The organism is Pseudomonas sp. GM50, assembly GCF_000282375.1.
Lineage (GTDB): Bacteria > Pseudomonadota > Gammaproteobacteria > Pseudomonadales > Pseudomonadaceae > Aquipseudomonas.
In genome coordinates, this window is sequence record NZ_AKJK01000138.1 from 28,112 (window position 1) to 48,968 (window position 20,857).

Below are 20,857 nucleotides of genomic sequence, written 5' to 3' on the forward strand. Positions count from 1 at the left end.
TTAATCCTTTTTCAATGGCTTGAGTCGAGTTCCAGCACCACCACACGCTGCCCGGCGCGCACCGCCGAACCCGGTTGCACGCGAATCTCGCGCACCACACCCGCCATGGGCGCGAGCAGCGGGATTTCCATCTTCATCGACTCCAGAATCACCAGCACATCCCCCGCCGCGACCCGGCTGCCAGCCTGCACCTGAACCTGCCAGAGGTTACCGGCGATGTGGCTGTCGATGCTCTGCTGACCGTCGGCCAGCAGTGCATCTTCGGTCACTTCCGGAGCCAGCTCTTCGCTGTCGAAATGCGCCTGGCCGCTGGCTATCCAGCGTTCGCGCTCGGCGTTGAACGCGCTTTTTTGCTGATCCCGAAATGCCGCGATGCCTTGGGCTTCTTTCGCCAAAAACGCCTGGTAATCTGCCAGATTCAGCTGACTGTGTTCGATGTTCAGATCAAAACGTCCAAGCGGGAAATCCCGACGAATGCGCAGCAGTTCATCGGCGCTCACCGGGTAGAAGCGGATCTGATCGAAGAAGCGCAGCAGCCACGGCTTGCCGTCGAACGCGGAGACTTCGCGATAGCGATTCCACATCTGCAGCGTGCGGCCGACGAACTGATAACCACCGGGGCCTTCCATGCCGTACACGCACAGGTAGGCGCCGCCGATGCCTACCGAGTTTTCCGCGGTCCAGGTGCGGGCCGGGTTGTACTTGGTAGTCACCAGGCGATGCCGTGGATCGAGCGGGGTGGCGACTGGTGCGCCGAGGTAGACGTCGCCCAGGCCCATGACCAGATAGCTGGCGTCGAACACTGTGCGTTGCACTTCGTCGAGGTTCGGCAGATCGTTGATGCGGCGGATGAACTCCAGATTGCTCGGGCACCAGGGGGCGTCCTTGCGTACGGTGGTCATGTATTTCTCGATCGCCAACTGACAGGCCGGGTCATCCCAGGACAGTGGCAGATGGACGATGCGCGAGGGCACTTGCAGGTCATTGGCGGCGCACACGGCGTCCCATTCACCGGCGACAAGCCCCAGCAGATCGGCCAGCGGCAGTTGCTCCGGTTGGTAGTGCACTTGCAGCGAGCGGATGCCCGGTGTCAGGTCGATCACGCCATGCAGGTGTTTGCTTTCCAATGCCTGCATCAGCGCGTGGGCTCGGAAGCGCAGGACCAGGTCCAGCTCGGGGGCACCGATTTCCAATAACAAATGAGTGTCGCCCGACAGACGTGCAACCAGCCGCGTATCCCCCTGACCCAAATCCAACACCACAGGCGACACAACCCCCTGTGGGAGCACATTACCTGTGGCGAGGGGGCTTGCCCCCGTTGGGTCGCGAAGCGGCCCCAATACCTGCAACCGCGTAGTACCAGATGTGTCGAGTTCACCGATTGGCGACTGCTTCGCAGCCGAACGGGGGCAAGCCCCCTCGCCACAAGGGGGCTGTATTGCCAGAGAGCGCGCGGTTTTCAGATCAACCGGCAAAAACTGAACCTTGTCCCCAGCCTTGAGCTGCCCCAGCTGCCAAAGGTCCGCCTCGATCACCGTCACCGGGCAGACAAACCCGCCCAAGCTCGGACCATCCGGTCCCAGAATCACCGGCATGTCACCGGTGAAATCCACCGCGCCAATCGCGTACGGATTGTCATGAATATTCGACGGATGCAATCCCGCTTCGCCACCGTCGGCCCGCACCCATTCAGGCTTCGGCCCGATCAGCCGCACGCCGGTGCGGCTGGAGTTGAAGTGCACTTCCCACTGCGTGGCGAAGAAGGTGCCGATGTAGTTTTCGGTGAAATATTCCGGGGCACCGTGGGGGCCGTAAATCACCCGAACCTGCCGCACGGCGGGCAACTCGGTAATGTGCTGGATCACCAGGTCTTGCCCGGCGCTGTGGTCGCTCAAGGCCGGAATATGCAATACGTCCCCAGTGCGCAATGCACGACCGGCATGGCCACCAAACTGGCCGAGGGTGAAGGTACTTTTGCTACCCAGATAATCCGGCACTTGCACGCCACCGCGCAGGCACAGATAGCTGCGCGCGCCTGCACCGCCAATGGTGCCGAGGCTCAAAGTGGCACCGGCGGGAATCAACAGTGCGGTATTCATCGGCACTGCTTCACCGTTCAGCATCAACGCAATCACCGCCCCCGTAACGGTCACCACCGCCTCACAATTGAAACGCAGCAGCGGCCCGCTCATGGTGATTTCCAGCGCTGCCGCACCTTCATCGTTACCCAGCAAGCGATTGCCCAGACGCAGCGCCCGGCTGTCCATCGGCCCCGACGGCGGCACGCCTACCGCCCAGTAACCGAGGCGTCCCGGATAGTCCTGAACGCTGGTCTGCGTGCCGGCGCTGAGCACTTCAAAGGTGTTGGCTTGATAGATCAGGCTTTCCAGGCAACGGGTCCACGGCTGGCCGCTGGCAAAGGGCGTATCGAGCAGAATCTGCCGCAAGTAATCGCGGTTGGTTTCCACCCCGTACAGCAGGCTGTCGCCCAGAGCCTGATGCAGATCGGCGCGCGCTGCTTCGCGAGTCGGTGCCCAGCTGATGACCTTGGCGATCATCGGATCGAAGTACGGCGGGATCTCGCAACCAGCCTCGACCCAAGTGTCGATGCGCAAGTGTTGGCCATCGGCAACCGGGAAATTGACGGCAGTGAGCAGACCGGGACTCGGCTGGAAATCCCGACCCGGATCTTCGGCATAGAGTCGTGCCTGAATCGCATGACCATTGGCTTTCAATCGCTGATTCAACTCGCGCAGCGGCGGCAAATCACCGGCCGCCAGTTCCACCATCCAGCGCACCAGATCGACGCCCCACACCTGTTCGGTGACGCCGTGCTCCACCTGCAAACGAGTGTTCACTTCAAGAAAATAGAAACGCTGGGCATCGCTGTCGAAGACGAACTCCACAGTGCCCGCGCTGCGGTAATTCACCGCTTTGGCCAGTTTGATGGCCGCTGCACAGAGTTCCTCGGCCATGCCCTCGGGCAGATTCGGCGCCGGGGTTTCTTCAAGGACTTTCTGGTTGCGCCGCTGCACCGAACAGTCGCGCACGCCGAGGGCAATCACCTCACCCCGGCCATCGCCGAACACCTGCACTTCCAGGTGTCGGGCGCGCTGGATGTACTTCTCGATGAACACGCCGGCGTCGCTGAAATTGTTCTGACCAAGGCGTTTGACGGCTTCGAATGATTCGCTCAGTTCAGCAGCGCTGCGGCACACGCGCATACCGATCCCGCCACCACCGGCGGTGCTTTTGAGCATCACCGGGTAGCCGACTTGTTCGCCTGCTATCAACGCTGCGTCGAGGCTGTCGAGCAGCTCGGTGCCTTCGAGCATTGGCACGCCGTGTTGCTTGGCCAGGGCGCGGGCGGTGTGCTTGAGGCCGAACACCCGCAGGTGCTCCGGTGTGGGGCCGATGAAGGCGATGTCGGCCGCTTCGCAGGCTTGGGCGAATGCGGCGTTTTCCGAGAGAAAACCGTAGCCGGGATGAACCGCCGTGGCGCCGGTGGCTTTGGCGATGGCGAGGATTTTTTCGACCGCCAGATAAGTGCCAGCGGCAGCGCCTTCGCCCAGGCTGTGGGCTTCATTGGCTTGCAGGATATGCAGGCTGGCGGCGTCAGCTTCGGAGTAAACCGCGACGCCCTTGACCTGCAACTCTTGCAGGGTACGCAGGATGCGGCAGGCAATGGCGCCGCGGTTGGCGATGAGGACTTTTTCGAACATGGCATAACCCCCGGAGGCGATAACGCATCAGCCTCGACCTGGGATGCGGGCCGTCCCGCAGTTTTTCGATAGGCGCCGAGGTCGTCCCAGGCGGCAGAATCAACTTTCTTCAAAACACCACTGACCCCCTGTGGGAGCGGGCTTGTGTGGCGAGGGGGCTTGCCCCCGTTCGGCTGCGAAGCAGTCGCAAATCCAGACAACTTGGTCTGTCTGGACGGGCGTCGGGGGCCGCTTCGCGCCCCAACGGGGGCAAGCCCCCTCGCCACACAAGCCCGCACCCACAGGGTTTAGTGGTGTTTTTACTGTTTGATGCACTGGCCGGAGCGGGCCTGACACAAGACAAACAACCACCGCCGCAAACGCGAAAATTTCAGTTCCATACCAATAGCTCCGCAGGTGTCGGGTTGTAGGCGTTGCACGGGTTGTTCAGTTGCGGGCAGTTGGAGATCAACACGATCACGTCCATCTCGGCCCGCAGGTCGACGTATTTGCCCGGCGCCGAAATCCCGTCTTCGAACGTCAGCCCGCCGTCGGCCGTCACCGGCACGTTCATGAAGAAGTTGATGTTCGGCCCGATGTCTCCCTTGCCCAGCCGACCATCGTGGACACACGCGCGCAGGTAGTTGTCGCGACAGCTGTGCATGTAGCGTTTCTCCAGCGCATAACGCACGGTGTTGCTCTCTTGTGCGCAAGCACCGCCGAGGGTGTCGTGACGCCCGCAAGTGTCGGCGACGATGGTCAGCATCGGTTTGCCGAGGTTGGAATAGAGCACGCTGCCGGTGCTCAGGTAGACGCTGTTCTGCCGACGCAACGTTCGCTGTACGTCATAGCGCTCCTTGGGATTGGCGAGGCTGTAGAACAGAGTGTCGACGGCCTGATTGCCTTCCAGGTCGAGGATGCGCAAGGTCTGGCCGGCCTTGACCTCCATCAGCCAGGGTTCGCCGGCGGGGATGGTGGCGCGGTACACCGCGGTTTCAGGCAGCTGTTGAGCGGTGGCGATAACAAGTGACATTGCAGCGATCCTCAAGCGAACAGACGGTCGGTGTTGATGAAGCCGCGCTCGTTTTCCGGGCGCGAGGTGCGGCAGTGTTCGGCGACGCTGGCATCAGCGTTCATCCAGCTCAACTTCAATGGTTTCGGCGCGTATTCAGGCGAAGGATCCATCGGATGTTGCAGCGCGGTGAGCACCACCAGCGTGTCCATCGGCGCATACAACTCGATGTAGTCACCGGCCCTGGAATTGCCTTCGACGAAATGAAAACGCCCGGCCTCATCGACGTTCACACGGCTGAACAGGTTGAGGGTCATCAACAGATCGGACAGGCCCAAACCCCACTTGCCCAATTCCACCAACAGGTTGTCGGTGCCGTTGCGGAAGAAGCCGTTGCGCAGTTCCTGATAGCGACCCGCGCCGTATTTTTCCGCGACTTCTTCAGCGCAGAGCACACCGCCGAGACTGTCGCTCCAGCCGCAGGTGTTGGCGGTAATGGCGGCGAGCACGCGCCCCATGTCCGAATACAGGCAATGGCCGGTGGTGAGCTTGGCGGTGTGTTGGCATTTGAGGCTGTCGGGCAGGTTCAGGCGTTCGGTTTTTTCGTTGGCGTTGAGCAGCGTCAGGCTTACATTGGCACCGCCGCGCAGGTCGGTCAGGCGCAGCAATTGGCCGCGTTTCAGAACGAAGGAACGATGGCCGCCGCCGGGGAGCATTTCTTCGGCGAAGGGCGGGAACAGCTGGGTCGAATCAGTCATGTGCAAATCCTCTCAAGCGGTGCGAAGCGTGCCTGCCAACTGAGCCGGCAAGGCATCGACGGCGGCACGATGGGTGCGGCGGTCGCTGTTCAAAGGGATGTCGTAGGTGATGCGTGCGCCATAGGCGCCGGGGGCGTGCGGGTCGAGGCGGACCTTGTCGAACACCAGCAAACGGGTGCCGAGGCTGAAACCTTCGGACAGGTCATGGGTGACCATGAACACTGTCAGCTGGGTCTCGCGCCACAGTTCCAGCAGCAAGCCGTGCATGTCCTTGCGGATGCCCGGATCGAGCGCGCCGAAGGGTTCGTCGAGCAGCAACACACGCGGCTTCATGATCAGCGCCTGGGCAATCGCCAGCCGTTGTTGCATACCGCCGGAGAGCTGTGCCGGGTACTTGTCCAGCGAGTGACCGAGGCCGACTTTGTGCAGCAACACTGAGGCTTGTTCGCGTGCGTCTTTTTTAGCGCTGCCGAACAAGCGCCCAAGTAGCGGTGAACGCGGCAGTTCGAGGCCGAGGGCGACGTTGTCCAGCACCGTTAAATGCGGGAACACAGAGTAGCGCTGGAACACCACGCCGCGGCTGGCATCCGGTTCGCTGGCCAGGGCCTGGCCGTCCAACAGAATCTCACCGCGACTAGCGCGTTCCTGGCCCAGCAGTAGCCGCAGGAAAGTCGATTTACCGCAACCTGAAGCGCCGACCAAGGTGCAGAACTCACCCTCGTTGACGTTCAGGTTCAATCCCTCGAGTACCACCTGATCGGCATATTGCTGCCAGACGTTTTTTACCGTGATGAAGCTCATGCGCGGGCCCCCTCATACCAAGGGAACGCCCGTTGGGTCAGGCGTTTCAGACCCCAGTCCATCAGCCAGGCGAGCAGGGTGATCCACACCACGTAGGGCAGGATTACGTCCATCGCCAGGTAGCGGCGCACCAGGAAAATCCGATAGCCGAGACCATCGGTGGAGGCGATGGCTTCGGCGGCGATCAGGAACAACCACGCCGAACCCAGCATCAGTCGCAGCGAGATCAACAGGCGCGGCAACAATTGCGGCAGCACCACGCGCAGCATCAAGGTCCAGGTCGAAGCGCCAAGCGTCTGCGCCTTGATCAGCAACTCGACGGGAATTTCCCGGGCGCGCTGTTCCAGATCGCGGGCCAGGCACGGGGTGATGCCGATCACGATCAGCATCACTTTCGACAACTCCCCCAGCCCGAACACGATGAACAGAATCGGCAGGATCGCCAGCGGCGGCACCATCGACAGCACGGTGAGTACCGGCGACAACGGTGCGCCAAACAGCGGCAGGGTCCCGGCGGCGATGCCCAGGCACAGCCCGGCCAATGCGCTGATGCCGAGGCCGATGGCCAGCCGTCGCAGGCTGGCGGCGCTGTCTTGCCAGAGCAGGTATTCACCGGTGCGGGTGTCGGCGGTGAAGGCCAGGCGTTTCACCGCGTCGGTCATCTGCACGGCACTGGGCAGCAGTTTGTCGTTGGGGTTGTCCGTCAGCCGATCGGCCGAGCCCATGAAGTAGGCGAACAAAACCAGGGCGAATGGCAGGATCACCAACAGCAGGCGACTCGGGCGATCCGGGTGGCGATTGATCAGGCGCATGGCCTAGTCCTCCGTTGTTACAACGTGGAGTCGGCAGCCATCTGCACGTAGCTCGGGTCGAAGCGCAGCTTGAGGTTGGTCTTGTCGCCGCTGGTCACGCCATTGGCGAAGGCCATGCCGATGGCGCTGGTGTCCTTGGCACCTTCACCCAACAAGCCGTGCTGGAACGAGAACTCGGCGACCTTGCGCATGGTGTCGGGCAGTTGCTTGCTGGTGGAAAACGCCAAGGCTTCCTGGGGGGTGGCGAACAGCTTGGTGGTGTCGAGTTGCGCCTGGAAACCGGCCAGGTCGGTGCCCGAGGCTTTGGCCATGTGTTCGAGGGCGGCTTTGCTGGCGGCGTTTTTGGCGTTCATCAATGCCACCACTTCAAACCAGGCGCCGGTCAGGGCTTTGCCCAGGGCCGGGTTGTCTTTGAGGGTGGCGCTGTTGACCACCATCATGTCCATGATTTCGCCGGGAACCTGGCTGGAGTTGAAGACTTCGGTCACGCCGGGCTTGGCCTTGATGTCCGAGAGCATCGGGTTCCAGGTGGTGACAGCGTTGACCTGATCGGTGTTGAAGGCGGCCGAAATGTCGGCGTCGGAAGTGTTGACCACTTTCAGGTCTTTCTCGGTGAGGTCCACCGAATCGAGTGCCCGGGCCAATAGATAGTGGGACACCGAGAGCTCAACCAGATTGACGTCCATGCCCTTGAGGTCGGCGACTTTCTTGCCTTCGCCCTTGAGCACGATGCCGTCGTTGCCGTTGGAGAAGTCGCTGACGATCAGCGCCGTGCTGTCGACGCCACCGGCAGCCGGAATGGTCAGCGCGTCCATGTTGGTCATGGTGCAGCCATCGAACTGGCCGGCGGTGTATTGGTTGATGGATTCGACGTAATCGTTGAGCTGCACCACATCGATTTTGATGCCGTACTTTTTCGCCCATTTGTCGACGATGCCTTGGCTGCCGGCGTATTCCCAAGGCATCCAGCCAGCATAAATAGTCCAGCAGACGCTGAAATGGTCTTTTTGTGCGGCCTGGGACGAGACGCTCACGAGGGCTGCAAAAGCAGCGGCAAGCAGGGCGGGTAAACGAAGTCGGGACATGGTGTGGTTCTCCAGTTGATCAAGGGCGGACAGGAAGGCAGCGGCACCGCGAACGGTGGCTTGTCTCCCGGGCTTTTGTCCCGCCGTGTAACCTCAACTGGAGGTCGCCAACTCTCGGACCAGCCACTCGCGATCGCGAGCCGGAACCCTAGTCAGCCATTGCAAATTGTGGTGCCGCGAACCTGTGATGACTCCTGCACGCCTTTGGTTAAGCGAGAGCCGTGCCAAGTCGGCTTGAACCCTCTGGGTGGGGGCATGCAGGGAAGAGGGCGGATAAAGGGGGCTTGCGCCTTGCCTTGTCATGGTGCGTTGGCGCGCAACCGTGCACCGTAGATGGACGGGCTGGCCGCTGATCTGAAGGCCGATACCGTCTGGCACTCGGTGCAGGTTTGAAAGTCAAAACAGGTGTCAGTCGACTGCTGTTGCAGGTCTTTCAGGAGGCCTCCATGTTCTGTCAAAAAAAGCTCCGCCAAATATTCCTCAGCGTGTTTTTTGGTTTGGGCCTGTCCGGCTGTTACTACTATGCAGGTGGCGGTGATATTTATCCGACACCCTATTACTATCCCGGCTATTACTACTCACCTTACTACTACGGCGGCCCGCGTTTTTACGGCGGCTATCGTTACTATTATTTCAGTGGTCCCCGTCATTACCATGGCGGCGGACACTATCGCGGGCACCGCTGATCAGCTCATGAATGCAACGGCGCGTCCGGCTTCCCGGACGCGCCGTTTTTCTTGTGTGAAAGATGAAGAACCTTTCATCGGCTACTTGTTTCAACGTGTTACAGGAACGCACCAGATTCCGAATTCACTGTCTGATCTTTCGACAGTTGTGAACAATTGACTGTCGCCTGCCAGCGTCGCTGGTGTGGCTCACTCGCGGTCCAGGAGGCCGCCATGCTCTGTCAAAAAAAGCTCCACCAAATTCTGCTGATTGCTCTATCGGGATTGTTTCTTGGTGCGTGCGTACCCTATTCCGACGGAGGAGACAGCTACTACCGTTCCGAGGTTTACACGTCCCCAGCGCCGTATTACTCCGGTGGCGGGTCTTACTACTCTGATGGGGGTTACTACTCGGCCCCACGCAGGTATTACTCACCACCAGCACGGTATTACCAGCCATCGCCGCGTTACTACCACCAGCCGCGGGTTTATCAACCGGCACCGCGCTATTACGACTACCGCGGCTACCAGAATCGTGGATGGGACCGTCATGACCGCGGCGGTTGGGACGGTCGTAACCGGGGCGATTGGGACGGCCGGAACCGAGGCGGCCGGGGCGATGACTATCGCGGCCACAGGGATCACCGTGATGGAAGAGGCGATCGCCACGATCGTGGCGATAACGATGGCCGAGGCCACCGCCGCTAACCCCTCAATAAAAAACGGCGCTTGAAGCGCCGTTTTTTTGTGCCTGGATTTCAGTACTCAGACAGATCGGCCAGAGGGTGCCGACCTTCCCATACCTTGCGAAAATGCGCCTCCACCGCCGCCTCCGGCACATTGTTGATATCCGGCCAGTGCCAGTGAGGTTTCTGGTCCTTGTCGATCAACCGCGCTCGTACGCCTTCGCTGAACTCCGGATGACGGCAGCAGTTGAGGCTTATGGTGTATTCCATCTGAAAGACTTGAGCCAGTGACAGGTGCCGGGCGCGAACGATCTGTTCCCACACCAGATGAGCGGTCAGGGGCGAGCCTTCAGTCATGGTTTTGGCGGCACGACCGAGCAGCGGGTCGGAATGATCGCGCAGCGCACTGATGGCCTTCCAGGCGCAACGAACGTCGCTGACATCCAGCAGTTCGTCGATCAGCTCGCGTCGAGGCAACCACTGCGCTTCGGGCATCTGCGCGAGCGCTTCCTGCTGCAAGGCCTTGAGCAGGCTGTTGAGCTGCATGGCTGTCTGTTCCTGCCAGTTCAATTGCAGCAAACCTTCGATCAGCTCATGCTGTTGATCATCGCGCAAGAAGCGGTCGGCGAGGTCCAGATCGATCGCATCGCGACCGTTCATCTGGGCGCCGGTCAGGCCCAGAAACAATCCGAGCTTGCCGGGCAACCGCGACAGAAACCAGCTGGCGCCGACGTCCGGGTACAAGCCGATGCCGATCTCCGGCATCGCCAACCGGCTGCTCGGCGTGACGATCCGAATGCTCGCCCCTTGCAGCAGCCCCATGCCACCGCCCAGCACGTAACCATGCCCCCAACAGATCAGCGGTTTCGGGTAGGTGTGCAGGTTGAAGTCGAGGCGATATTCTGCCGCAAAGAAGTGTGCAGCCAAGGGCGGCACTTCACCGGGAAGGGCGCGACACGCCTCCACCAGGCTGCGTACTTCACCGCCGGCGCAAAAAGCCTTGGCGCCATTGCCGCGCAGCAGCACGCAAACGATCTGTGGCTCCTTGGCCCAGGCGTCCAGTTGATCGCGCAGGGCGTTGATCATCGGCAAGGAGAGGGCGTTGAGGGACTTTTCGGCATCCAGGCTGGCAATGCCGATGCGTGCGCCGTCGGTGCCGGTGAGTTCTTCGAAGTGCAGATTCATCGTGACCTCGATCGGGAATTTGAGCGTTCAGTATGATCGCTCTATAGGAAAGTGCCGGATCTGCGTCAGATCAATTGACAAGCGTGATGGGCTTTCCTAGGGTTCGCCCCATTGTTTTTACCGGATGTAATCATGACTGCTGACGACCGTATCAAACTCGAACCGAGCTGGAAGGAGGCACTGCGTGCCGAATTCGACCAGCCTTACATGGCAGAGTTGCGCTCATTCCTGCAACAGGAACGCGCGGCGGGCAAAGAGATCTATCCACCCGGACCGATGATTTTCAACGCGCTCAATTCCACGCCGCTGGACAAGGTCAAAGTGGTCATCCTCGGTCAAGACCCTTACCACGGCCCGGGTCAGGCCCATGGGCTGTGCTTCTCGGTGCAACCGGGCGTACCGGCGCCGCCATCGCTGGTGAACATTTACAAAGAGTTGAAGCGCGACCTGAACATCGACATTCCCAACCATGGCTACCTGCAGAGTTGGGCAGAGCAAGGCGTGTTGATGCTCAACACCACCATGACCGTCGAACGCGCGAATGCCAACGCCCATGCGGGCAAGGGCTGGCAGTACTTTACCGATCGGATTATCGAAGTGGTCAGCGAACATCAGCCACATCTGGTGTTCCTGCTGTGGGGCGCACATGCCCAGAGCAAGCAGAAACTCATCGATGCCACCAAACATCTGGTGCTGACCTCAGTCCATCCATCGCCGCTGTCCGCTTATCGCGGCTTCCTCGGATGTGGGCACTTCAGCCGGGCGAACAAGTTTCTGGAACAGAATGGCGAGACGCCGATCGAGTGGCGGTTGCCGCCGGTTATGTAACGATCACCGCCAGCCAGAGAGCCGCTCGTCAGATATCACCGGATACCTGTTACTTCTGACAGTAGACGTGATAGGGCGCCATCTGTTCAATTGATCCCTACGGGCTTGCACTATTAAAGCTCTAATCGGGTTTTATTAATTAAACAGGAGTTCGTTATGAATAATCTGGAGCGCAATAAAATAATGGCCCTTCCAAAGGCTAAAGGAAATTTATTTGCGAAAACAACTCGTTGGCCTACTTCCGACCCTAGAAATACTATCGATACAGGCGATGTGTATTTTATCGACGATGTCGTTGTAGGTAATTATCAGGTGGGCGGCCGGGTTAACGATGATCAAAGTGATTACTTTACCTCGGTGACTTTCGAAATTCCGCGGGATACTCAAAGTGGAGTATATGATATTAAACCGGGTGTTATTGAGGCCCGGTACGGTATTGTCTTGGGCGAGGATTCAGAGCTGTACAGGGCTGTAAGTGGAAAAATCAAACTTACTGTCAATTCTGAAGGTACTCATTTCGAGGCCGAGGATTTTCACTTCGTAGCCCGTATAGGAAGTGCCGGCAAGACTGCTGAGCTCTTCTTGGGTAATTTCAATATCTTGTTTTGAAATTCAAGAAGTGCTCCAAGGCAATAATTCTCCAAGAGTGGGGCACTTCTTTTATTTAACTAAAAACAAAATCCTCATGGCCGTTCGGGCTCCCGGTTCCAATACCGAAACAACGGCTCTGCCAGAAACAATACAAACAACAACCGCATCACCTGCATCGCCGTCACCAACGGTACCGACAATTGCAGGGTTTCCGCCGTCAAACTCATCTCGGCAATCCCGCCGGGCATCATGCCCAGGGTCAGCGAACGCAGATCCAGCTGAGTCAGCGCGCTCAAACCCAATGCCGCCAGGGTAGCGATCAACATGGTCAACACCGTGCCGAGCAGGGTTCGGCCCATGAAGGACGGTGCCCGCCGGAAGAACTGCCGATTGAAGTGACACCCCAACCCGCTGCCGATCAGCCACTGGCCGATCTGACTGCCGCCGTTGGGCAGTCCGATGTGCAGGTCCCAACCAATGCTCACCGCCGCACTCACCAGCAACGGTCCGAATAGCCACGGATTGGGCTGGCGCAGACGTTGCCAGATCCAGGCGGCAAGGGCGCCCGCCGGGAACAGAATCGCCAGCCAGCGCCAGTCGACGCTGCCGGCATGGGCGATCGGCGCACCGTCGCCCAATAGATATTTGAAGGCCGCCGGCACACACAGCACCACCACCAGCACCCGCAAACTCTGCCCCGCCGCGACACGGCTGAGCACCGCGCCGTTGCGCGCGCCGAGGTTGACCATCTCCCCGGAGCCGCCGGGCATGCTGGAAAAGAATGCGGTGGCGCGATCTTCCCCGGTACGCCGCATCAACCAGACCCCGACCACCGCGGACAGGCTGGTGACCAACGCACCGAAGAAGATCAGACCGAAGTGGCTCAACACCTGCTCCATCACCACTGGGGTGAAGTGCAGGCCGATGCCGATGCCGACGATCCACTGGCCACACTTGCGCCCGCCAGGGATTTCCGCCAATTGCCAGGGAGTCAGGCAGCGCACCAGGATGATCGCCAACAACGAGCCGACCATCCACGGCAGCGGCCAGCCGATCTGGCTGGCGAGGTAACCGCCCAGCAGACCGACCAGCGGTGTTCCCCACCAGCTTTTGAACGGGGTGCGATCAGACATCGGCGATAGTGCGCCGGGCGACCGAACGTTTGCGCCAGATACGCAGGATCGGCACCAGCAGCATCACTGCGATCAACGCCCAGACACCCATGGTGATCCCGCTGGACCAGAGAATTTCCAGTGAACCGTTGGAGATCGACAAGGCGCGACGCAGATTCTGTTCCATCAACCCACCGAGAATGAAACCCAGCAGCACGGGCGACAACGGGAAGTCTAGCTTGCGCAGGATGTAGCCGAAGATGCCGATACCGATCATCAGGAACAGGTCGAAGGTGGTCGCATGTACCGCGAAGACGCCGATGGCGGTGATGATCGCGATCATCGGCACCAGCGCCCAGTTCGGCACGGCGAGGATGCGGGTGAAGATACGGATCATCGGAATGTTGAGGATCACCAGCATGATGTTGGCAACAAACAACGAGGCGATCAGGCCCCAGACGATGTCCGGTTGCTGTTGGAACAGCAGCGGGCCCGGCGTGATGTTGTACAGCGACAGTGCGCCGATCATCACCGCAGTCGTGCCCGAACCTGGCACACCCAGCGTCAACATCGGCACCAGTGCGCCGCAAGCTTCAGCGCCGATAGCGGTTTCCGGGGCGGCGAGACCACGTTTGTCGCCCTGCCCGAATTTGCCGCTTGAGCCCGCGATGCGTTTTTCGGTCATGTAGGCCACGGCGCTGGCCAGCGTCGCGCCGGCACCGGGCAGCACGCCCATGATGAAACCGAGCACACCGCAACGCATGTTCACCCAGAACACTGAGGCGGCTTCCTTGAAGTTGAACATCATGCGACCGGTGGCTTTGAACGCTTCCTGACCGCGGTGGGTTTTTTCCAGCAGCAGGAGAATTTCACTGATGGAGAAGAGGCCCAGTACCAGCACCACAAACTGAATGCCGTCAGTGAGGTGGATGTTGTCACCGGTGAATCGATAGACGCCGCTATTGGCATCAATGCCGACGGTCGACAGGAACAGGCCGATCAGCGCGGCGATAAAGGTCTTCAGTGGTCGGTCGCCGGCCATGCCGCCGAGGCAGACAATCGCGAACACCATCAGGACGAAGTATTCCGCCGGACCGAAGGCAATCGCCCATTTCGCCAGAATCGGTGCAAACACCACCATCCCGCAGGTCGCGATGAAGGCGCCGATGAACGAGCTCCAGGCCGACAGCGACAGTGCAACCCCCGCCATGCCTTGACGCGCCATCGGGTAGCCGTCGAGGGTGGTCATCACGGTGGACGCTTCCCCCGGAATGTTCAGCAGGATCGAGCTGATCCGGCCGCCGTACTCGCAACCCAGATAGACCGCCGCCAGCAGGATCAACGCCGACTCCGGTGGCAGGCCCAGGGCGAACGCGATGGGGATCAACAGCGCCACGCCGTTGATCGGCCCCAGGCCCGGCAGCAGGCCGACCACGGTGCCGATCAGTGTGCCGCTGAGTGCGGTCACCAGGTTGTATGGCGTTAATGCGACGCCGAAGCCGTGACTCAAATAACCAAGCGTATCCATATCAGTTCTCCAAAACGTCAAGCAGGCCCAAAGGCAGCGGGACGTCCATGACTTTGTCGAACAGCAGGTACAGGCCGATACTCATCAGGCTGATGATCACCGCGCTCGGCACCCAGCGTCCGCCGTACAGGCGCGCCATCGGAATGCCGATCAACAGGCTGCTGAGGATGAAGCCCAAGGGTTCGAACAGACCGGCGAAGATCAGCAACAACAGCACGCAAAGGCCAATCTTGTGCAGGGTCTCGCGATCCATCGGTGGATCGTCAGTCGTGTGGATGATCGGCGACGGGCGAAATACCATGTAAACCAGCCCCAGCCCCATCAGGCCCAACATCAATAACGGGAAGGCGCGGGGACCGATGGGTTCATAGGAAAACGGAGCCTGATAGGGCCAGGCCATCAGTATCAGGCACAGACAGGCCAGCAACAGCACCGAAGCAAAAATGCGTTGTATGAGCATGAGGAACTCCTGGGCCACGACCCCGAGAGCCGGGGTCGTGGCCGCTAGACAGAGGCGATCACTGGATCAGGCCGAACTCTTTGGCCAGCACTTTGTAGTCCGCGACCTGCTTCTTCACGTAGGTGTCCAGCTCCGGGCCGGTCATGGCGAACGGGAACAGTTCACGCTGATCGCGCAGCTTGGCGAAGTCCTCGGAGGCCAGCAGTTTGTCGAAGGCGTCTTTCCACCAGGCGTAGTCTTCGTCGCTGACTTTTGGCCCGAGATAGAAGCCGCGAACCACGGGCCAGACGATGTCGTAGCCTTGCTCTTTAGCCGTCGGAATGTTCTTCATTTCCGGCTCGTCCAGACGCTTCTCGGAGAACACCGCCAGCAGGCGCATGTCGCCGCTCTGAATGTGTGGCATGGAGTCGGAGATGTCGGTGCTGCCGACCTGGATGTGGCCACCGAGCAGGGCGGTGGCGATTTCACCACCGCCTTCCAGGGCGACATAACGCAGGTCGCGCGGGTTGATCCCGGCCGCCTTGGCGATCAGGGCAGTTTGCATCCAGTCCTGGCTGCCGACGGTGCCGCCGGAACCGATCACCACTTTGCTCGGATCTTTCTTCAGCGCCTGAACCAGGTCGTCCAGGGTCTTGTAAGGCGAATCGCTTTTCACCGCGATGGCGCCATAGCTGGTGCCGACGGCGGCCAGCCAGCGGACGTTGGTTTCATCGAAACGACCGAACTTGCCTTGCGCCAGGTTCAGCAGCGAACCGCTGGACCACGCCACCAGCGTGCCGGCATCGGCAGGACGCTGGGCGACCACCGCGTTGTACGCCACCGCGCCGACACCGCCGGGCATGTAGGTCACGCGCATCGGTTTGGTCAGCAGTTTTTCGTTCACCAGCGCGCTTTGCGCCAGTTTGCAGGTCAGGTCGAAACCGCCGCCTGGCGAGGCCGGGGCGATGCATTCCGGACGTTTCGGTTCGGCCATCAATTGGCCGGCGAACAGCATGACGCCAGCGGCCAGAGCAACTTTACGCAGTGATAGGTTCATTCAAGTCTCCTTGGGATTTTTGTTATGGACGTACTGAATTACCAAAGTGCAACGCTATAGCTCACCAGCAGACGCACTTCATCGGCATCGCGGGCGGAGTAGTTGGAACGGTAGGTGGCATTGCGCAGGCGTACGGCGACATCTTTCAGGGCGCCACTTTGTACGACGTATTTGATCTCGGTGTTGCGTTCCCACTCTTTGCCTTCATCACCGTTCTTGAGCTTGATGTTGTCACCGCTCAGGTAACGGCTCATGAAGCTCAGGCCCGGAATACCGAGTTTGGAGAAGTCATAGTCGTAACGCGCTTGCCAGGAGCGTTCTTCGGCGCCGGCAAAGTCGTTGATCTGCACGAAGTTGACCAGGTACGGATCGCTGCCATCGACGTAAGGGAAAGCGCTGTCACCGGACATGTGCTGATAGCCGGCGCTGAGTTTATGCCCGTTCAAGGCGTAGCTCACCAGACCGTTCAGGGATTTGTTGTCGATCTTGCCGCCCCGGGCAGCGCCCTCGTCGTCACTGATGGCCAATCGCAGATCGGTGCCGAACGTGCCGGGGCCGAACGGTTGCGACGCGACAACGCCGACAAAGTGCTGGTTGTAGACTTCATCGAGCTGAGCGAAGTGGTAGCTGCCGGTGATTTTGTCGGTGAACTTGTAGTCCACGCCGCCAAAGTCAAAGTGCTTGCCGGCCACGGTGCCAGCGAAGCGGCTGTTCTTGTTGTTGAGGGCGATGTCCTCGAAGTCGGTGCTGTCGCGGTCCTTGGCTTTCTCCAGACGCCCGCCGGTGAAGGTCAGGTTCTTGATCTCTTTGGAGGTCAGCAGGCCGCCTTCAAAGGTCTGCGGCAGAATGCGCCCGTCGTTGGGTTTGAGGATCGGCAGTTCCGGAATCAGGCTGCCGATTTTCAGTTCCGTGGCGGAGATTTTCACTTTGCCGGTCAGGCCGAGCTTGGAATACTCGTCAGCCGCGCGACCGTCGTCATGGGTCGGCAACAGGCCGGTGCCGGTGCGATCCGGACTCGAATCGAGTTTTACCCCGAGCATGCCCAGTGCATCGACACCGAACCCCACGGTGCCGTCGGTGTAACCCGATTGCAGATTGAGCATGAACCCCTGGGCCCATTCGTCCCGCTTGGATTGCTGGGCGCTGGTACCGTCGCGAAAGTCGCGGTTGAAATACATGTTGCGGGTTTCGAAGGTTGCCGTACTGTCTTCGAAGAAGGCAGCCTGGCTCAACGGCGAAAAGCCGGCGAGGGCGGCGGCACTGGCAAGGGCGGTGTGGCTGAGGCGGGAAAAACGAGCAGGCGGGCGAGCCTGAAGCTGCATGGACAGCATGGTGACGTACTCCGTTTATTGTTCTTATTGGCGAAAACGCTTCGGGGCGTTTTTCGTACAGCGACGGCAGTCGAAACTGTCCGTGGCTGGACTCTAACCGGCCAACCTTTCGCTAACCTTTCAGCTGACTTTCACGGTTTTCGGGCTTCACAGCGACGGATGCGGCTGTAAACTCCGCGCCAAAGAATGGCGTCGACCATCCCTGAATGAGGTAAAGATCCATGCGTGTTCTGCTCGTCGAAGACCACCTGCAGCTTGCCGAAAGTGTCGCCCAGGCGCTCAAGAGCACCGGCCTGACCGTGGATGTGCTGCACGACGGTGTGGCAGCCGACCTGGCCTTGAGCAGCGAGGAATACGCCGTGGCGATCCTCGATGTCGGCCTGCCGCGCATGGATGGCTTCGAAGTGCTGGCGCGCTTGCGGGCTCGGGGCAAGAACCTGCCGGTGCTGATGCTGACCGCCCGCAGCGACGTCAAGGATCGGGTCCATGGCCTGAACCTTGGGGCCGACGATTACCTGGCCAAACCCTTCGAACTGACAGAGCTCGAAGCCCGGGTCAAAGCCTTGCTGCGCCGCAGTGTGCTTGGCGGTGAACGCCAGCAGCGTTGTGGCGTGCTGGCCTATGATCTGGACACCCGGCGCTTCACCCTTGGCGAAGAATTGCTGACCCTGACCTCCCGTGAACAGGCGGTGCTCGAGGCCCTGATCGCCCGTCCCGGTCGGGTGATGAGCAAGGAGCAACTGGCCGCCCAGGTCTTCGGCCTGGACGAGGAGGCCAGTCCCGATGCCATCGAAATCTACGTTCACCGCTTGCGCAAGAAACTCGACGGTCAGCCGGTAGCCATCGTGACCTTCCGCGGCCTTGGCTATCTGCTGGAAAGCCGCGATGCATAAGCTCAGCAGCCTGCGTTGGCGGTTGCTGTGGAACCTCGCGCTGCTGTTGGTGGTGTTGATGCTCGCCAGTGGTTTGAGCGCGTACTGGAACGGTCGCGAAGCCGCCGACACCGCTTATGACCGCACCTTGCTGGCCTCGGCGCGGACCATCGCCGCCGGCCTGTCCCAGCGCGATGGCAGCCTCAGCGCCAACGTGCCTTACGTGGCCCTCGATACGTTCGCCTACGACAGTGCCGGGCGAATTTTTTACCTGGTCAACGACATCAACCAGAAGCTGATCTCGGGCTATGAAAACCTGCCGGCACCGCCGCCGGGAACGCCGCGCACCGATGATTATCCGGCGCTGGCGCGTTTCTATAACGCCACTTATCAAGGGCAGAACGTGCGAGTGGTCAGCCTGCTCAAAGCGGTCAGCGAGCCGAACATGAACGGCATGGCGGAAATCCGCGTGGCGGAAACCGATGAGGCACGGGTCCGCATGGCTCGCAGCCTGATGGCCGACACGTTGTTGCGTCTGGGCATGCTGGCGATCGGTGCGCTGCTGCTGGTGTGGTTTGCGGTCAGTGCGGCGCTGCGTCCGCTGGAGCGCTTGCGCACGGCGGTGGAAGAGCGTCAGCCCGATGACTTGCGGCCCTTGCCCCTGGTGGAAGTGCAACATGAGTTGGGGCCGCTGGTGCGTGCGCTCAATCACTTTACCGAGCGTTTGCGCGGGCAGTTCGAGCGCCAGGCGCAGTTCATCGCTGACGCCGCCCACGAATTGCGTACGCCGTTAGCGGCGCTCAAGGCACGACTTGAACTGGGTATGCGGTCGAACGAACCCGAAACCTGGCGCAGCACCCTGGAAACCGCCGCTCAGGGCACGGATCGTCTGACTCACCTGGCCAATCAACTGCTTTCGCTGGCACGGGTCGAGAATGGCGCCCGGGCAATCGCCGAGGGCGGTGCGCAGTTGCTCGACCTCAGTCAGCTGGCCCGTGAGCTGGGCATGGCCATGGCGCCGTTGGCCCATGCACGTGGCGTGGCGTTGGCGCTGGAAGCTGACGAACCGGTGTGGCTGCGTGGCGAGCCGACATTGTTGAATGAACTGTTGAGTAACCTGGTGGACAACGCGCTGGCCCACACGCCGCCGGGCGGCAATGTGATCCTGCGGGTCATGGCGCCAGCGGTGCTGGAGGTCGAAGACGATGGCCCGGGAATTCCCCTTGAAGAACGGGATCGGGTATTCGAGCGTTTTTATCGGCGTAACGAACAGGTGGCTGGATCGGGGTTGGGATTGGCCATCGTCGGCGAGATCTGCCGCGCCCACCTGGCGCAGATCAGCCTGCACGATGGCGAGCAGGCAGGGCTGAAGGTGCGGGTGAGTTTTATCGCGGGAGAGTGAACACAGCCCTGTGGCGAGGGGGCTTGCCCCCGTTGGAGCGCGAAGCGGTCCCCGGAGTCCGTCTGGTAAATCGTATCTAGCAGGTTTTACGACTGCTGCGCAGCCGAACGGGGGCAAGCCCCCTCGCCACAGAAATCAATAAAACATCGAGCGCGACTCTTCCAGATCCTTGCACATCGCCTTGTTCTCCGGATCGATCCCCAGCTTCTTGAAGGCCGGTACGCTGAATGGATCAATCCGGGCCAGTGGATGATCGGTGTCCTTGTGGCAATACAGGCTGGCCACTTGCACCAGATCGACATAGTCGACCCGCTCCGATTGCCGCTTGAAATCCAGATACAGCCCCGGCAATTGCACCAGCATTTCCGGAAACTCCCAGACCCTGAGCAATTTATCGCCGAGCAGCGGATGAATCCGGTCGATCACATGGTTGAGGCTGACCGGGTCAGACAGCAATTCATAGTGATCTTCGGCGTAGGTCAGGATCGGCAGTACACCGATCTGATGCACGAGCCCGCCGAGCGCCGCCTGATCGGGCTTGAGTTGCGTATAGCTGCGGCACAACGCGTAGCTGACACCGGCGATTTCCAGGCTTTTGCGCCAGACTTCGCGCATTTTCTGTTCCACCACTTCGGAACGGGCGTTGAAAATCTGTTCCATCACCAGGCCGATGGCCAGGTTGCTGCTGTAATTGACGCCCAGCCGGGTGATGGCCGTGTGCAAGTCAGTCACTTCCTGGGTCGCGCGCAGCAACGGGCTGTTGACCACTTTGATCAGGCGCGCCGACAGCGCGGTATCGCGGCCAATCACTTTGCTCAGTGTGCTGACACTGATTTCCGGGTCTTCGGCGGCCTTGCGAATCTGCAGGGCCACTTCCGGTAACGTTGGCAGAACCAGGTCATCGTTATCGATGGCCTCAACCAAATCCTGTTGGACCTTATCCGCCAGCTCGCTCATTTCTTTTCTCTAGGGTATTGCGACAAGTGCTGCTG

At 60.4% G+C, this 20,857-nt stretch carries 19 protein-coding genes and 1 riboswitch; of the genes, 6 read left to right on the forward strand and 13 right to left on the reverse strand.

Translation table 11 applies throughout. The annotated features are described in order from the left end of the window. Positions 1 to 11 precede the first annotated feature (11 nt). The 6 genes from uca to PMI30_RS01615 form a co-directional block, all read right to left on the reverse strand. Positions 12 to 3,722, reverse strand: a complete 3,711-nt coding sequence (uca, locus tag PMI30_RS01640; protein WP_008014812.1) for an urea carboxylase — start codon at positions 3,720 to 3,722, stop codon at positions 12 to 14. A gap of 370 nt (positions 3,723 to 4,092) precedes the next feature. Beyond that, positions 4,093 to 4,734, reverse strand: coding sequence for an urea amidolyase associated protein UAAP2 (locus tag PMI30_RS01635; RefSeq protein ID WP_008014814.1), 642 nt, complete (start codon positions 4,732 to 4,734; stop codon positions 4,093 to 4,095). Positions 4,735 to 4,745: 11 nt separating this feature from the next. Further along, positions 4,746 to 5,471 carry an urea amidolyase associated protein UAAP1 gene (locus tag PMI30_RS01630; RefSeq protein ID WP_008014815.1) on the reverse strand — a complete coding sequence of 242 codons (726 nt, stop codon included), beginning with the start codon at positions 5,469 to 5,471 and terminating at the stop codon, positions 4,746 to 4,748. Between the two features lie 12 nt (positions 5,472 to 5,483). Continuing rightward, positions 5,484 to 6,272 carry an ABC transporter ATP-binding protein gene (locus tag PMI30_RS01625; RefSeq protein ID WP_008014817.1) on the reverse strand — a complete coding sequence of 263 codons (789 nt, stop codon included), beginning with the start codon at positions 6,270 to 6,272 and terminating at the stop codon, positions 5,484 to 5,486. Then, complete coding sequence (locus tag PMI30_RS01620; protein ID WP_008014819.1) at positions 6,269 to 7,084, reverse strand: ABC transporter permease; 816 nt, start codon at positions 7,082 to 7,084, stop codon at positions 6,269 to 6,271. The genes PMI30_RS01625 and PMI30_RS01620 overlap by 4 nt, the downstream gene beginning before the upstream one ends. 17 nt (positions 7,085 to 7,101) lie before the next feature. Next, positions 7,102 to 8,169 carry a putative urea ABC transporter substrate-binding protein gene (locus tag PMI30_RS01615; RefSeq protein ID WP_008014821.1) on the reverse strand — a complete coding sequence of 356 codons (1,068 nt, stop codon included), beginning with the start codon at positions 8,167 to 8,169 and terminating at the stop codon, positions 7,102 to 7,104. A 62-nt stretch (positions 8,170 to 8,231) separates the two neighbouring features. After that, positions 8,232 to 8,332: riboswitch (guanidine-I (ykkC/yxkD leader) on the reverse strand. Between the two features lie 283 nt (positions 8,333 to 8,615). Between PMI30_RS01615 and PMI30_RS01610 the strand changes: the two genes are divergently transcribed. Together PMI30_RS01610 and PMI30_RS30995 are read left to right on the forward strand one after the other, a co-directional pair. Then, positions 8,616 to 8,855, forward strand: coding sequence for a hypothetical protein (locus tag PMI30_RS01610; protein ID WP_008014823.1), 240 nt, complete (start codon positions 8,616 to 8,618; stop codon positions 8,853 to 8,855). Positions 8,856 to 9,068: 213 nt separating this feature from the next. Further along, positions 9,069 to 9,542 (forward strand): hypothetical protein, encoded by a 474-nt coding sequence (locus PMI30_RS30995; RefSeq protein ID WP_008014825.1) that lies wholly within the window; start codon positions 9,069 to 9,071, stop codon positions 9,540 to 9,542. A gap of 50 nt (positions 9,543 to 9,592) precedes the next feature. Here the strand turns inward: PMI30_RS30995 and PMI30_RS01605 are convergent, their stop codons facing one another. Continuing rightward, entirely contained in the window at positions 9,593 to 10,705 is a 1,113-nt protein-coding gene (locus PMI30_RS01605) for an enoyl-CoA hydratase/isomerase family protein (RefSeq protein WP_008014827.1), read from the reverse strand. Positions 10,706 to 10,834: 129 nt separating this feature from the next. On the opposite strand from PMI30_RS01605, the gene ung reads away from it, so the two are divergent. Further along, positions 10,835 to 11,533, forward strand: a complete 699-nt coding sequence (ung, locus tag PMI30_RS01600) for a uracil-DNA glycosylase (RefSeq protein ID WP_177318864.1) — start codon at positions 10,835 to 10,837, stop codon at positions 11,531 to 11,533. A 156-nt stretch (positions 11,534 to 11,689) separates the two neighbouring features. After that, positions 11,690 to 12,142 carry a hypothetical protein gene (locus tag PMI30_RS01595; protein WP_008014831.1) on the forward strand — a complete coding sequence of 151 codons (453 nt, stop codon included), beginning with the start codon at positions 11,690 to 11,692 and terminating at the stop codon, positions 12,140 to 12,142. 74 nt (positions 12,143 to 12,216) lie between these two features. Here the strand turns inward: PMI30_RS01595 and PMI30_RS01590 are convergent, their stop codons facing one another. From PMI30_RS01590 to PMI30_RS01570, 5 genes are read right to left on the reverse strand one after another with little or no spacing between them, the layout of a single operon-like run. Further along, positions 12,217 to 13,257, reverse strand: coding sequence for an AbrB family transcriptional regulator (locus tag PMI30_RS01590; RefSeq protein WP_008014832.1), 1,041 nt, complete (start codon positions 13,255 to 13,257; stop codon positions 12,217 to 12,219). Continuing rightward, the gene (locus tag PMI30_RS01585; protein ID WP_008014835.1) at positions 13,250 to 14,764 is read right to left on the reverse strand and encodes a tripartite tricarboxylate transporter permease; all 1,515 of its coding nucleotides are present in this window, start codon (positions 14,762 to 14,764) and stop codon (positions 13,250 to 13,252) included. The genes PMI30_RS01590 and PMI30_RS01585 overlap by 8 nt, the downstream gene beginning before the upstream one ends. A 1-nt stretch (position 14,765) precedes the next feature. Next, a complete protein-coding gene (locus PMI30_RS01580) occupies positions 14,766 to 15,224 on the reverse strand; it encodes a tripartite tricarboxylate transporter TctB family protein (RefSeq protein ID WP_008014837.1) in 459 nt (152 codons plus the stop codon). A 58-nt stretch (positions 15,225 to 15,282) separates the two neighbouring features. Further along, the gene (locus PMI30_RS01575) at positions 15,283 to 16,260 is read right to left on the reverse strand and encodes a Bug family tripartite tricarboxylate transporter substrate binding protein (RefSeq protein ID WP_007898608.1); all 978 of its coding nucleotides are present in this window, start codon (positions 16,258 to 16,260) and stop codon (positions 15,283 to 15,285) included. Between the two features lie 38 nt (positions 16,261 to 16,298). Further along, entirely contained in the window at positions 16,299 to 17,591 is a 1,293-nt protein-coding gene (locus PMI30_RS01570) for an OprD family porin (protein WP_008014839.1), read from the reverse strand. A 221-nt stretch (positions 17,592 to 17,812) separates the two neighbouring features. Between PMI30_RS01570 and PMI30_RS01565 the strand changes: the two genes are divergently transcribed. Together PMI30_RS01565 and PMI30_RS01560 are read left to right on the forward strand one after the other, a co-directional pair. After that, complete coding sequence (locus PMI30_RS01565) at positions 17,813 to 18,484, forward strand: response regulator (protein ID WP_007898613.1); 672 nt, start codon at positions 17,813 to 17,815, stop codon at positions 18,482 to 18,484. Beyond that, the gene (locus PMI30_RS01560; RefSeq protein WP_008014841.1) at positions 18,477 to 19,865 is read left to right on the forward strand and encodes a sensor histidine kinase; all 1,389 of its coding nucleotides are present in this window, start codon (positions 18,477 to 18,479) and stop codon (positions 19,863 to 19,865) included. The genes PMI30_RS01565 and PMI30_RS01560 overlap by 8 nt, the downstream gene beginning before the upstream one ends. Before the next feature lie 135 nt (positions 19,866 to 20,000). Here the strand turns inward: PMI30_RS01560 and PMI30_RS01555 are convergent, their stop codons facing one another. Continuing rightward, the gene (locus PMI30_RS01555; protein WP_008014843.1) at positions 20,001 to 20,822 is read right to left on the reverse strand and encodes an HDOD domain-containing protein; all 822 of its coding nucleotides are present in this window, start codon (positions 20,820 to 20,822) and stop codon (positions 20,001 to 20,003) included. Positions 20,823 to 20,857: the final 35 nt, after the last annotated feature.